Source organism: Pseudomonas sp. SWRI111 (assembly GCF_014268555.1).
In the GTDB taxonomy this organism is placed as follows: Bacteria; Pseudomonadota; Gammaproteobacteria; order Pseudomonadales; family Pseudomonadaceae; genus Aquipseudomonas; species Aquipseudomonas hamedanensis.
The window spans coordinates 830791-844632 of record NZ_JABWQQ010000001.1 but is presented as its reverse complement, the minus strand read 5'-3'; the positions used below and the strand labels follow the sequence as shown (position 1 = coordinate 844632).

The window sequence follows — 13842 nt, the reverse complement described above, 5'->3', positions numbered from 1 at the left end:
CCCGACGCCTTCGCTGGCAAGCCAGCTCCCACAGGTTTTGGCGGTGCATGGGCAATTGCGGGCCAAACACATATTTACTGTGGGAGCGAGCCTGCTCGCGAAAGCGGAATATCAGCCACAGCTGCTCTGACTGACCCGGCGCCTTCGCTGGCAAGCCAGCTCCCACAGGGTTTGGCGGCGCATGTGAAATTCGGGCCAAACACAAACTCACTGTGGGAGCGAGCCTGCTCGCGAAAGCGGACTATCAGCCACCGCTGGTCTGACTGACCCGACGCCTTCGCTGGCAAGCCAGCTCCCACACGATCGTCAGGTTTGGCGCGCGAAACCCCCAGGTCACCCGCGCTTCGGCAGTTTCCAGTTCGGCCGGATGAAGTGGCAGGTATAGCCATTCGGAATTCGCTCCAGGTAATCCTGATGCTCCGGTTCTGCTTCCCAGAACGGTCCGGCCGCTTCGATTTCGGTTACCACCCGGCCGGGCCAGAGTTTAGATGCGTCGACGTCGGCAGCGGTGTCTTCGGCAATAGCGCGTTGCCCGGCGTTGAGGTAATAAATCGCCGAGCGATAACTCGGGCCGCGGTCGTTGCCCTGTCGGTTGGGAGTGCTCGGATCATGAATCTGGAAGAAGAGCTCGAGAATCTGCCGGTAACTGATCACCGCCGGATCAAACTCGATCTCGATGGCTTCAGCATGATTGCCATGATTGCGGTACGTCGCATTTGGCACATCGCCGCCGGTGTAGCCAACACGGGTTTTGAGCACACCGGGGTAACGGCGCAACAGATCCTGCATGCCCCAGAAGCAGCCGCCGGCAAGAATGGCAGTTTCGGTTTGGGTGGTCATGGTGTGTCCTTCCTCTCGGAGACGATGGGGGTATTAAGGGTTATGTGGGCGGGGCGGGCGATTCCAAGGTCATGCGCGAAGAGAATCTGATCAAGGGGTGTGCGGGTTATTCATGCTCTGCGTCAGGAAGTCGGCGATCAGCGCGGTGACCTGCTGCTGAATCACTGCACGCGGTCGCGCATTTTCGCCATCGCGGCAAATGATGCCATCGCCCGGACTGTCCTCTTCGAGCAAGTCCACCGCGCCCGGTTTGCAGAGCGACATGAAGCTGAAATGGCTGGCATCGCCAATCTCGACATAACGTGTGGAAGCCTTAGGCAGGCGTCTGACCAGGTTGGCAGATTCCAGCGCCGCCGGCAGATCCTGTGACGGCGCCCCTGCGGCAATCACCAGCGCTGGTACTGGCAATGCGGCAAGGCTTTCGTCGGTCATCCCGCGTGACAGGCCCAGGTCCAGCGATACCACCGCGGTGATGCGCTTGTCGCGCAAGTCATCCGCCAGTGCGGCCTTCGCGGCTGACGTACTGGCCGGGTTGATCTGTTGATAGACGCTGCAACTGGAAAGCTGCGGATGAGTAGCGCAGTCCCGGGCAAACAGCTGCGGGTCGAAGCGGGCACCGGCGATTTCCATCGCGGTCCAGCCGCCGAGGGAATGGCCTGCGACAGCGATTCGGTGCGTGGCAACGATGCCAAATCTATCGGGTTGAGCCGTGACCGCATCAATCACCCGGCTCAGGTCGACAGTGCGCTGGGCCAACTGCGCCGCCGCCTGCGGATTGCGGTCATGGGTGGTGGTGCCGGGGTGGTTCACCGCAGCGACGATATAGCCCTGCTGCGCCAACGCGCTTGCCAGCCAGGCCTGATTGGTCCAGTTGCCTCGGTATCCGTGGGAGAGCACGACCAACGGGTGCTCGCCCGCAGTGGCGGGTGCATCGCGAACGGCTGGCGTGCCGGCAAATACCACATCGTCGGCAATCAACTGCGCCGCGGCGGTCGTGGCGCCTGGGTACCAGACGACCATGGCCAGTGGGCGCTCGTTGTGCGGGTCGGGTAGGGTGGAGGAGTGGAAGCCGATCGCACTGACGCCAGCGACAGCCTGAGTTGTCAGCAAGACGAGAAGCAGCGCGCCGCAAGATTTTTTCATGGGGTTATCGTCCTTGATGAATAAAGCGCAACAGATTAGCACCGGCTCGAAGCTGGCCGCAGAGTAGCCTTACAACAAACTCCATGAAACCCCGACGTAAACGCCCATCCCTTCGCCCGGCGTCGATCGCGCTGCATCCATTCCCTTGTCGTCATAGCCCGGCGTCACCGTCGCGGCATAACGCTTGTTGGTCAGGTTGCGCATGTCCACCCAACCTTGCCAATCGCCCTTTGGCGCGTTGTAGCCCAACGTGGCGCCGAACAGGGCGTAGGGGTCGGCGTAATAGCTGTTCGCATAATCAACGGCGACCTTCGACACCCACTGGGTATTCACGGCGGCAAAGAAGCCCTGCGGCCAGTCGTAACGCAGCTCGCCCTGGTAGTAATGCATCGGCAGGCCCGGCAGCCGGTTGTCGCCGAAGCGATCGTCGTCGCGATAATGGAAGTCACTGAAGGTATAGGCCTGACGCAAGCTCAGTCGGCGGCCATCAGCGGCGCGCCAAAGCTGGCTGTTGAGGCTGGCTTCGATGCCTTGGTGCACGGTCGGGCTGGCATTGAGTTCGTAAGGCGTGACGGCATTGGCGTCTGGCAGGACCGAGAGCAGTTCGTGGCGGACCTGGGCGTAGTACCACGCCAGGCTCCATTCGCCCAGTTTACTGTCGCCACGACCGCCAAGTTCCAGGGTGGTCGCGGTCTGGTTTTGCAGCTCGATCGGGTCGCGCTGGGCGCCGGTCGCGGCGCCATTATCCGGGGGGAAGCGCACGTTCGAACTGTAGATCAGCGACCACGGGTGCGGCGCTTCGACGGAGCGGCTGAGGTTGCCGAACACTTGCACATCCGGGGTGATCTGGTAGCGCAGGCCGATACGCGGTGCGTAGTCCCAGTCGCCGAGGCTGGTTTTGCCGCCGCCCTGCGGGTAGGTCACGGCGCTTTCGCGGCGGGTGTAGATGGCGGCGAGGCCGGTGGTCAGCCAGAGGTCGTCAGCGATTTCCAGGTCGTTGCCAACGTGCAGGACGGTGTCCGAGCCTTGGTAGGTGAAGTTGCGCATGCGTGTGCCCGGCACATAGCCGGCGGTATTGCCGGTGGGGATGCGCACGAATTCGCTGGCGCCGTCGTTGGGCAGGTGTTTGGTCACCCGCAGGCCGACGTTGCTGCGGCTTTCCATGCCGAACAGAGTGTCGCGACGCTTGTAGTCGAAGGTGCCGCTGACATCGGTGTAGGCCACCTTCAGCCGATTCGGGCCTTCGCGCAGATCCATGGGGTAATTGTGGTAGACGAGGCCGGTCTGAATGCTCGAATCGTCGTCGATGTAGAACGTGGTTTTGTTGCCGATGAAGGTGCTGCCCGGTTGCTTGCGGCTGTCGTCGCGCGCGACATAGGCCGGGTTGGCCGCCCGTGGGCTGTGTTCGATGGAATGCTTGGTCACGCGGCCGGCGAGGTCGTTGTCGGTTTCCCGGTAGCGGATATAGAAGCGCGTTTCCAGGTTCGGGTTGAAGCGATAGCCGAAGTTGGCGATCACACCCTTGCTGTCGCTGGCGGTGTGGTCCTGATAGCCATCGGCGTTGGCGTTGGTCAGCGACACGTAATAGTCGAAGTCGCCCAGCACTTGCCCGGAGCTGACCTGACGCTGCTGATAACCATGGCTGCCGGTGGCGTAGCGCACTTGCAACTTTGGCGCGGTGTAGCCGGTGTGGCTGACGTAGTCGATGGCGCCGCCCAAGGCGAGTGAGCCGCGATCGAAACCGTTGGCCCCACGCAGCACTTCGACGTGCTCGACCCACAGCGGCTCGAGTAGTTCGTAAGGCGTGCCGCCGGGGCCGGTCAGCGGCAAGCCGTCGAGCTGGGTGTACAGCCCCGACGCGTGGGCGCCCGGCGCGCGGTTGATGCCGGAGCCGCGGATGGAAATCTTCACGCCTTCATTACCAGAAGACTGCGCATACACGCCTGGCTGATAGGCCAGCACATCCTGATTGCTCGCCACGCGGCCCTGCAACGGCTGACGCATGTCGACCACATTGGTCGCGCCGGGCACCTGTTCCAGTCGCCCCCTGGCCTCGTCGACGGAGGCCTCGGTGGCGTTGCGTTCATCCGCCGAAATCAGCACTTGCCCCAGCTCCAGACCTTGAGTCTCGGCCAGTGCCGGGCAGGCCAGGGCCAGGCCGAGCAGGGCGGTGGGCACGGATTTGAACGACGGCATCGAGAAACTCCAGCAGACAGGAACGGGCAATGAACAGTGCGACGTTGCAAAGTACGAAGGAAACACATGGCGAAGGGGCCTTTTCGCCCGGCAATGGCAAACGGCAAGGCTTGAACTAACCTCACGGATCAGACGGGGCCGGTCAATAAACAATTTCGTTGCGCTGTTGATTTCGTGAGGGCTGTTGCATGGCGAAAGATAAGCAAAAACCTGTGAAGGCGGCGGCGAGTCCCCGCTTGAAAAACAAGGACTACCTCGAACAGCTGCGCAAGCTGCACGTTGAACTGGTCAAGCTGCAGGAGTGGGTCATCGCCGAAGGCGTCAAGGTGTGTATCGTTTTTGAAGGGCGCGACGGCGCCGGCAAGGGTGGGACGATCAAGGCGATTACCGAACGTGTGAGTCCGCGAGTGTTCCGGGTCGTGGCGCTGCCGGCACCGACCGATCGGGAAAAAAGCCAGATGCACGTGCAGCGTTACCTGCCACATTTGCCGGCGGGCGGGGAAGTGGTGATCTTCGATCGCAGCTGGTACAACCGCGCCGGTGTCGAGCGTGTCATGGGCTTTTGCACCGATGAACAGGCTGACAAGTTTCTGAAGTCGATTCCCTGGGTGGAGAACGCCATCGTCGATTCGGGCGTGATCCTGCTCAAATATTGGCTGGAGGTCAGCCCCGAGGAGCAGACCCGCCGGCTCGAAGCGCGAATCAACGACGGCCGCAAGATCTGGAAGCTGACGCCAATGGATCTGAAATCCTACAGCCGCTGGTACGACTATTCCCGTGCGCGGGACGAGATGTTCAAGTACACCGATACCGACCGGGCGCCCTGGCTGGTGGCCGACTCCAACGACAAGCGCCGGGCGCGGCTGAACATCATTACCGACCTGCTCAGTCGCATTCCTTATAAAGAGGTCAAGCGCGAGAAAGTCGAACTGCCGAAACGGCAGAAACCGGGCAAGTACCGTGAACCGGACTATCCGTATAAACACGTTGCTCAACAGTTTTGAGGCGCGGCGTCAGCTAGCATGGCGCTGTCCCGCGGTGTGGGCGGTTCACTTCAGCCTGGAACAGGCCGCATAGCGCTTGCCGGTGTGATGCGACCGACGGGCGCAGCGTCTAGCCCCAGTGTCCCCGCGATCCCATGGGGGCGAGACTTCGGAACCCGGCATGCAAGCGCTGTTGAACGAGATTCTTGACGCTGTCCGGCCCCTCATCGGGCAGGGCAAGGTGGCTGACTATATTCCTGCCCTCGGCACTGTGCCGGCCAATCAATTGGGCATCGCCGTGTATGGCAATGACGGCGAAATGTACTGCGCCGGCGACGCGGATACGCCGTTCTCGGTGCAAAGCATTTCCAAGGTGTTCAGCCTGGTGCAGGCCATCGACCACTCTGGCGAAGCGATCTGGGAGCGCCTCGGGCATGAGCCGTCCGGGCAGCCGTTCAACTCGCTGGTGCAACTGGAGTTCGAGCGAGGTCGGCCGCGCAATCCGTTTATCAATGCCGGTGCGCTGGTGATCTGCGACATCAACCAGTCGCGCTTCGCCGCCCCGACGCTGTCGATGCGTGATTTCGTCAGACGTCTTTCCGGCAATCCACAGATCATGATCGACGGCAAAGTGGCCGACTCCGAATACCAGCACCGTGCGCGCAATGCGGCGATGGCTTATCTGATGCAATCGTTCGGCAATTTTCATAACGACGTCGAGGCGGTGCTGCGCAGCTACTTCAGCCATTGCGCGCTGCGCATGAATTGCATCGATCTGGCCCGGGCGTTTTGTTTCCTGGCCAACGATGGTTTTTGCAAACACAGCGGCGACCAGATCCTCACGCGCCGGCAGACCCAGCAGGTCAACTCGATCATGGCCACCAGCGGTTTGTACGACGAAGCGGGCAACTTCGCCTATCGCGTCGGCTTGCCGGGCAAGAGCGGCGTCGGCGGCGGGATTGTTGCGGTGGTGCCGGGGCAGTTCACGGTGTGCGTGTGGTCGCCGGAATTGAATGCGGCCGGCAATTCGCTGGCAGGCATGGCGGCGCTGGAACTGCTCAGTTCGCGGATTGGCTGGTCGGTGTTCTGATACACCCAATGCCCCATGTAGGAGTGAGCCTGCTCGCGATAGCGCTGGACCAGTCGGCATCATCTCGTCTGACATACCGCTATCGCGAGCAGGCTCGCTCCCACAGGGTTCACTGTTGCTTTGGCTGATCGCGTTCTATACATTTTCCGGCCGCCCCCTGCATGGTGAATCCGTTTCATGTCTCTTGCGCTCGAACGTCTAGTCGCTGGCACGCCGATCCCTTTCGCCGGTAACCGCGTCACCGTGGTCAGCCCCGAACTGGCGGCGCGGTTTCAGCCCGGTGACCATTTGCTGGTCGAGCAGGTCAGTGGCGAGTTGTTGCTGATCCCCGTGGCGGATCAACAGGCCGCGTCGGTGGCGATCGAGCGGGCGGCGGCAGCTTTCACCGCGTTGTCGGCGGTGTCCGATGATGCCATCAGCCAGTTCTTCGACCGGTTCGCCGAGCGTCTCGAAAGCCCTGAATGCTGGGCGCAGATCGAAGCTGCCAATCTTGCCGACATCGAGCGCGCCAGGGGCCGTGGCCGCTCCACCACCCGCTTGCTCGCCGATGACCGCATGCGCTGTGACATGATCGCCGGCCTGCGCGCCTGGCGTGACGCGCCGCCGACGCGCGGCAAGGTCATCAGCAGCGTCGAGCACGACGGCTGGAAAGTCGAGCAAGTGGTCTCGCCGCTGGGCATCGTCGCGTTTGTTTTTGAGGGCCGGCCGAACGTGTTCGCCGACGCCGCCGGCGTGCTGCGCACGGGCAACACCGCCGTATTGCGTATCGGCAGCGATGCGCTGGGCACCGCGCAGGCTATTGTTACCCACGCACTGAACCCGGCGCTGGCCGATGCCGGTCTGCCGGCGGGCGCGGTGTCGCTGGTGGAGAGCGTCAACCATGCGGCCGGTTGGGCGATGTTCGCCGACCGCCGTCTGTCACTGGCTGTGGCGCGCGGGTCGGGGCGTGCGGTCAGTCAATTGGGCAGCATTGCCCAGCAGGCCGGCACTGCGGTCAGCCTGCACGGCACCGGTGGCGCGTGGCTGATCGCCGACCGTGACGCCGACGCCACACGCTTTGCGGCGGTGGTGCGCAACTCGCTGGATCGCAAGGTCTGCAACACGCTGAACGTCTGCCTGATCCAGCGCGACCGTGCCGCCGAGTTGGTGCCGCTGTTCCTCGCTGCATTGAAGGGCGCAGGGACGGCACGGGGCCAGAGCTGCAAGTTGCACATCGTCGAAGGCAGCGAACATTGCCTGCCGGCCGAATGGCAGAACGCAACGGTCGAGGTTTATCGCGCCGAGGGCTATCAGACCGAAGCATTGGCCGAACCTTTGGCAGAGGCACAACTGGGCCGTGAGTGGGAGTGGGAAGAAACACCGGAAGTCAGCCTGATGATTGTCGACGACCTGGCTCAGGCGATTGCCTTGTTCAACCGTTACAGCCCGCAATTTACGGTGTCGTTGATCAGTGAGGATGCGACGGTTCAGGAGCGCTTCTACAACGCGGTGAATGCGCCGTTTGTAGGCAATGGCATTACGCGTTGGGTCGATGGGCAATACGCCCTGAACAAGCCGGAACTGGGGCTTTCGAACTGGGAAAGCGGGCGGTTGTTTGCGCGCAGTGCAATTCTGTCGGGTGATGGCGTGTTTACCGTGCGCAGCCGCATGAGTCAGGTTGATCTCACGGTAAAACGCTGACCCCAGACTTGTACTTGATCGTTCCCACGCTCCGCGTGGTAACGCAGCCCGTGACGCTCCGCGTCACTGGACGCAGAGCGCCCCTAGAGGCATTCCCACGCGGAGCGTGGGAACGATCACCGCGGGGTCAGGCTGCGTTGGAAGTCTTGGCATGGATCGCACAAGTCTCGGGTTGCTCGGCCAGCGCTACAAATGTGCGGCGATCCGCAGACAGCGCGTCGATCGAGCCGGTCTCGATGTCATACACCCAGCCATGCAGGTTCAGTCGGCCTTGTTCCTGGGCCAGGCGCACGCTCGGGTGGGTCTGGATATTCGCCAGTTGGGCGATCACATTCTCGCGCACCATCGAACTCAGCTTCGCCGCATCGCTGCCATGCGCGCGCGCTTCATTCATCACCTTCGCCGACTCGGCGTGTTGCAGCCAGCCGCTGACGGCGGGCAGATGGTCCATGCACTTGCACTGGGCAATCGCCGTCATCGCGCCGCAGTCCGAGTGGCCGCAAATCACAATGTCGGTCACCCCCAACACCGCTACCGCATATTCCACGGTAGCCGATACCCCACCCGGATGCGGGCTGTAGGACGGCACGATATTGCCAGCGTTGCGGATCACGAACAGCTCACCGGGTTCTTGCTGGGTCAGCAGTTCCGGCACCACGCGGCTGTCGGAACAGGTAATGAACAGCGTGCCGGGCTGCTGGGTGGTCGCCAGGTGCTTGAACAATGCGCTGCGTTGCGGAAAGGCTTCTTTCTGAAATTTCAGGAAACCATCAATCAGGGCTTTCATGGGTGTGTCCTCTTCAATGCAGATCGGTGGGCCCGCACACCCCAGGCGTACGGGCCGGTGCGGATCAGAACGGACGCAGCGGCAGGAATTTGCCATCGAGGGTGACCACGGCGCGGGAACCGCCTTCCGGGTCTTCGACTTTCTTGATGTCGAGTTTGAAGTTGATGGCGCTGATGATGCCGTCGCCGAACTGCTCATGAACCAGCGCTTTGAGCGTGGTGCCGTAGATCTGGATCATCTCGTGGAAGCGGTAGATGGTCGGATCGGTCGGCACACCGCTGAGGCTGCCACGCAGCGGAATGATTTGCAGGGCGGCGACGTCGGCGGCGGTCAGCTCAAGCTTGTCACCCACTACCTGAGCGGCGTGGTCCGGCAGCGGGTGCTGGCCGAGTAGGGCGGCGGTGACGTAAGCGAGGCTCAGACCTGTGCCATCGGCCAGATCCTGCCACGACAGATCTTTCTTCGCTTTGGCGTCAAGAACGCGGGTTGTCAGGGCCAGGCTGTTGTCGTTGTAGGCGTGGGACTGTTGCATGGTGTCACTCCTTTCAGGGTTGGCTTGCGGTGTGGCAACCATGTTCGGCCGATTGATCCATAGCGTCCAAGACCGATATACAATGCTTCGCATAAGCCTTGCCTATAGATGGTGTTTCCCATGCTGCTGCGACATTTGCGTTATCTGCTGGCCGTTGCCGATCACGGCGGCTTCACTCGCGCGGCCGAAGCGCTGCACGTGTCGCAGCCGACGCTGTCGCAGCAGATTCGGCAACTGGAAGAGACCTTGGGCGTGAGTCTGTTTGATCGCACATCACGCACGGTCAAACCGACGGATGCTGGCGCGGCCTACATCGAATGCGCGCGGCGAGTGCTGGTGGAATTGCAGGCGGGGCAGCGCGCACTGCACGATGTGAAAGACTTGTCTCGCGGCACGCTGCGTCTGGCGATGACGCCGACGTTCATGGCGTACCTGGTCGGGCCTCTGGTGCGCGACTATGCAGCGCAGTTTCCGGGGATTCACTTGCAGATCTTCGAATTGTCGATGGACGACATCGAGGCCGGGCTGGCGGATGACTCGCTGGATGTGGCGATTGCCTTTGCGCCGGTGCGCAACGCCGACATTGAGTGCATCCCGGCGTTCACCGAGACGCTGGGGCTCATGGTCGGGCGTGGGCATCCGCTGTATGACTGCCGCTCTGTACTGAAACCGAACGATATCGCACAGCTTGATTTTGCCTTGCTGGCGCCGGACTTCATCACGCGGTTATCGGTGGATGAATATTTCCGCCAGAACGGCATCACGCCGAAGGTGCGGATCGAGGTGAATTCGGTGAGTACGCTGCTTGAGGTGGTGCGTTGTTCGCCGATGGCGACGATGTTGCCGCAGGCGATTGCGACCGAAGATCGCGCCTTGCGCAGGCTCGCGGTTGAAGGCGAGGCGCCACAGCGGGGCGCGGCGTTGTTGCGCCGGCGCAATAATTATCACAGTGCGGCGGCGCTGGCGTTTGTGGAGCTGGTGCTAGAGCTATAAAACTACCAGGCGACGCTGTCCCCTGTAGGAGTGAGCCTGCTCGCGATAGCGTTTATTCAGACATGACTATATAACTGACACACCGCGATCGCGAGCAGGCTCACTCCTACAGGGAGATGCGCCGAACTCTGGATGCAAAAAGGGCCTGGTCCTAATCGGAAACAGGCCCTTTTCATTATCGAAGTTACAACTCAATAAAACCGATCAATCACCCGAACTTCATTGTTGTTCTGCATCGAGTCCCACGCCTGTTTCAGCGTTTGCAGAACATTACCGATGAAGTCCTTGTCGGCCGCGGCCTTCTTGCCGACATAACCGTGGCCGCGGCGGTACATCTTCAGGCGGGCCAGCAGGTTCTGGTTGTTGCGATCGAATTCTTCTTCGCCAGCGTGGGGCGACAGGCAGTCGATGTGCACCTGGCCCGACTTGCTGATCCACAGAATGTGGCTGTCGTGGCTGTCTTTCTGCGCAGCGAACATACGAGCCAGTTCTTCGACGGTAGGTTGATTGTTCAGATTCATTGTTATGCCCCTTGACCAGTCTGGTGATCTTTCAAAGTTGATTCGCTAATACAGGTAGCCCATCGGTTAGTTGATCCCTGGCACCGAAACCAGGACGTCAGCGTTCGCCCGTTTGAAGAACGGGGTCGTGCATCTGTTGCATGTAGTCGTGTTGAATAACTGCTACGCAATAGCGTCACAACGAGGAGAAGCAGCGAAAACCGGGAGGCTCCTTGACGACATATCCAGTGTCGACCACAAGCGTCTTGAGAATTTTCGCCAGCGCTTCTCGTCCTTGTACTGGACGTTCAGGCCAGGTCAGCTTCTTCAATCTGCCTTGTGGGCAGCGTGTATCCGGAAAAAACAACTCGGCGGTCAGACGAGTTTGCTCAAGCGTGTTACCAGCGCTCCCGATCAGGGAACGTCTTCATCATGCAAAAGCAAAACGACGCCGTCAACGGTTTTGTAGTGATTATTTTCAGGCACTACATATTGTCCGACAAAGCTGTTTTGGAATGAGAAAAAATCTGTTTCGCCACCGGGAAGCGGGAACCGCGAGGGATTTATCGGGTCGCCGGCCGGGCCGCGCGTTTACGCGTGGTGGGGGTTTTACCTGCCGTCGCCTTGCGTTTTTTCTTCCATGGCGCTGCGGCCTTGCCGGCGGGAGGCGGGCCGCTGATGGTCAGGCTCAGGCCGGAGCAGCGGGTGACTTGCTTGCTCATCCACGCGGCCTGTTTGGTGACGAACTCTTCCAGACTCATTTCACCGCTCTGCACCATGTCCAGCGCCTGCTCCCAGATCGCCGTGGTGCCGGGATCGGCAATGGCGCGGGGCACCGCATCGATCAGACTGAAAGCGGCGGGCGTCGCCGCCAGTGCCTTGCCGTTCTTGACCAGATAACCACGGTCAAGCAAGCCCTGGATGATCGATGCGCGAGTGGCCTCGGTGCCGATGCCGGTGGTGTCCTTGAGTTTCTGTTTGAGCAGCGGATCTTCGACCAGTCTGGCGACGTTCTTCATCGCCTTGATCAGGTCGCCCTCGGTGTAGGGCTTGGGCGGTTGTGTCCATAGATCCTTGAGATTGACCTTTTCAACCGCGCATTCGACGCCTTGGCTCAAGGCTGGCAAGGTTTGCGGCACCGGCGCTTCGCGGCCCTTGGCCGGTGCCAGGGCTTCGGGGAGTGCGCGCTTCCAGCCCGGTTCGATGATCTGCTTGCCCACAGCGCGCAGCGCCTGCCCGTTGCAATCGAAATCAGCCTGAGTGCGATCGAATTCGTGGTTGGGCAGGAACTGCGCCAGATAGCGCGCGCGAATCAATGTATAGACCGCACGGTGCTTGCCGGTCAGGCGTTCAAGGTTTTTCGCCGCGGCAGTGGGGATGATGCCGTGGTGAGCGCTGACCTTGGCATCATTCCACGCGCGCGAGCGACGCTGCGGTTCAAGATACCCCTGCAAGGCTTCAAGGCCCGGATCAGCCTGACGCAGCGCCGCGAGAATGGCCGGAGCCTCGCTGTGCTGACTCAGCGGCAGAAAGCCGCAATCACTGCGCGGGTAGGTGATGACTTTGTAGGTTTCGTAGAGGGCCTGGGCGATCTCGAGGGTTTCCTGGGCGCCGAGGCCGAGTTTCTTCGAGCAGACTTCCTGCAACGTGCCGAGGTCGAAGGGCAGCGGCGCCACTTCGCGCAGGCGCTCGGTTTTCAGCTTGACCACCCGTGCGCTGTCAGCGCTTTTCATGGCCGCCGCGGCCTGTTGAGCCAGCGCCTGATTCAGGCAGCGATCCTGATCATCACAAACTTCAGACGGCGCTTGCCACTGCGCGGTAAAGCGCGTGCCGTTGTGCGACAACTCCACATCGATCGCCCAGAACGGCACCGGTACGAAATCGGCGATGCTGCGATCACGATCGACCACCAGCCGCAGGGTAGGCGTCTGCACTCGGCCCACCGGCAACACGCCCTGATAGCCGGACTGGCGGCCGAGCAAGGTGAACAACCGACTCATGTTCATGCCGATCAGCCAGTCCGCCCGCGAACGTCCCAGCGCCGAGTGATACAGGCTGAACGTTTCGGCGCCCGGCTTCAGCGCAGCCAGGGCCTTGCGAATCGACGCCTCGTCCAGCGCCGACAGCCACAAGCGGCGGATCGGTCCGCGATAACGGCAGTGTTCGACCAGCTCCCGGGCGATCATCTCGCCCTCACGGTCGGCGTCGGTGGCGATGATCAGTTCGCTGGCCTCGCCGAGCAGGCGCTTGACCGCTTTGTACTGACTGGCGGTGCGCGGCTTGACGGTCATTTTCCACTTGTCCGGAATGATCGGCAGGTCCGCCAGCACCCAGCGTTTGTAGCGTGCGTCATAGGCATCCGGCGGCGCGGTTTCGAGCAAGTGGCCGATGCACCAGGTTACTGTGACGTCCGTTCCCAGCCAGCAGCCATCGCCCCGGCGTCTCGCGCCGAGCACGGCCGCAATGTCTTTGGCCTGGGAGGGTTTTTCACAGAGGTACAGCCGCATAGCCACCATCGTCAATCGTTGTCCGGGGAGGGCACAGAATGGCCGGACTTGGCGCTGGGGGCAACTTTTATCTGTATGGATATACAGCGACGGCCGCGGTGAGCCGTTCGGCTGTAAACCCAACCAGACGCCGAGGCATCAGCTATACCTGAATCGGTCTCTTCGCCGTATTCAGGAGAACCCCCGATGAAAAGCGCCGGACTCAACCCTGTCATCAGCCTCGAACAACTCACTGGTTGCCTGCTGGTAAAATTCCATGGCATCCAGATTGCCGCATCCGCCCACGTGCTGATCCTCAACGAAGCCAATTATCCACCGGTTTATTACGTCCCCCGCGAAGACATCGAGGAAAAGTACTTCGCCCGCACGGATCACACCAGCTATTGCCCGTACAAGGGCGACGCCAATTATTTCACGCTACAAGTGCCGGGACATGAAGCCGCGAATGCGGTGTGGACGTATGAACATCCGAAAGTGTCAGTCGCGCCGATCCGCGACTACGTGGCGTTTTACCCGGATCAGGTGAAATTTGAAGTGATCAAAGCAGAGGTCTAAACATCACTGTGGCGAGAGAGCTTGCTCCCTCGCCAC

At 61.3% G+C, this 13842-nt stretch carries 12 protein-coding genes; 5 read left to right on the top strand and 7 right to left on the bottom strand.

The window, feature by feature from the left end; translation table 11 throughout:
* Window positions 1-333: 333 nt before the first annotated feature.
* The 3 genes from msrA to HU755_RS03480 form a co-directional block, all read right to left on the bottom strand.
* Window positions 334-840 carry a peptide-methionine (S)-S-oxide reductase MsrA gene (gene msrA / locus HU755_RS03490; protein WP_186630621.1) on the bottom strand — a complete coding sequence of 169 codons (507 nt, stop codon included), beginning with the start codon at window positions 838-840 and terminating at the stop codon, window positions 334-336.
* Window positions 841-930: 90 nt separating this feature from the next.
* Complete coding sequence (locus HU755_RS03485) at window positions 931-1983, bottom strand: alpha/beta fold hydrolase (protein ID WP_186630620.1); 1053 nt, start codon at window positions 1981-1983, stop codon at window positions 931-933.
* Window positions 1984-2052: 69 nt separating this feature from the next.
* Entirely contained in the window at window positions 2053-4179 is a 2127-nt protein-coding gene (locus HU755_RS03480; RefSeq protein ID WP_186630619.1) for a TonB-dependent receptor, read from the bottom strand.
* 188 nt (window positions 4180-4367) lie between these two features.
* Here HU755_RS03480 and ppk2 point away from each other — a divergent pair, with 188 nt between their 5' ends.
* From ppk2 to HU755_RS03465, 3 genes are all read left to right on the top strand, one after another.
* Entirely contained in the window at window positions 4368-5183 is an 816-nt protein-coding gene (ppk2, locus tag HU755_RS03475) for a polyphosphate kinase 2 (protein ID WP_186630618.1), read from the top strand.
* A 160-nt stretch (window positions 5184-5343) separates the two neighbouring features.
* Window positions 5344-6252 carry a glutaminase B gene (glsB, locus tag HU755_RS03470; RefSeq protein WP_186630617.1) on the top strand — a complete coding sequence of 303 codons (909 nt, stop codon included), beginning with the start codon at window positions 5344-5346 and terminating at the stop codon, window positions 6250-6252.
* 177 nt (window positions 6253-6429) lie between these two features.
* The gene (locus tag HU755_RS03465) at window positions 6430-7932 is read left to right on the top strand and encodes an aldehyde dehydrogenase family protein (RefSeq protein WP_186630616.1); all 1503 of its coding nucleotides are present in this window, start codon (window positions 6430-6432) and stop codon (window positions 7930-7932) included.
* 127 nt (window positions 7933-8059) lie between these two features.
* On the opposite strand, the gene HU755_RS03460 is transcribed toward HU755_RS03465, so the two are convergent.
* The gene (locus HU755_RS03460; protein WP_186630615.1) at window positions 8060-8719 is read right to left on the bottom strand and encodes a carbonic anhydrase; all 660 of its coding nucleotides are present in this window, start codon (window positions 8717-8719) and stop codon (window positions 8060-8062) included.
* 64 nt (window positions 8720-8783) lie between these two features.
* Entirely contained in the window at window positions 8784-9251 is a 468-nt protein-coding gene (gene cynS, locus HU755_RS03455; RefSeq protein WP_186547849.1) for a cyanase, read from the bottom strand.
* A 120-nt stretch (window positions 9252-9371) separates the two neighbouring features.
* Here cynS and cynR point away from each other — a divergent pair, with 120 nt between their 5' ends.
* On the top strand, window positions 9372-10244 hold the full coding sequence (gene cynR, locus HU755_RS03450; RefSeq protein WP_186630614.1) for a transcriptional regulator CynR: 873 nt from the start codon (window positions 9372-9374) through the stop codon (window positions 10242-10244).
* A gap of 191 nt (window positions 10245-10435) precedes the next feature.
* Here cynR and HU755_RS03445 read toward each other — a convergent pair whose 3' ends face one another.
* Window positions 10436-10765: a hypothetical protein gene (locus HU755_RS03445; RefSeq protein ID WP_186547845.1), complete on the bottom strand. Its 330-nt coding sequence runs from the start codon at window positions 10763-10765 to the stop codon at window positions 10436-10438.
* 542 nt (window positions 10766-11307) lie between these two features.
* Window positions 11308-13251, bottom strand: a complete 1944-nt coding sequence (locus HU755_RS03440; RefSeq protein WP_186630613.1) for a DNA topoisomerase III — start codon at window positions 13249-13251, stop codon at window positions 11308-11310.
* 186 nt (window positions 13252-13437) lie between these two features.
* Here HU755_RS03440 and HU755_RS03435 point away from each other — a divergent pair, with 186 nt between their 5' ends.
* Complete coding sequence (locus HU755_RS03435; protein ID WP_186630612.1) at window positions 13438-13806, top strand: DUF427 domain-containing protein; 369 nt, start codon at window positions 13438-13440, stop codon at window positions 13804-13806.
* Window positions 13807-13842: the final 36 nt, after the last annotated feature.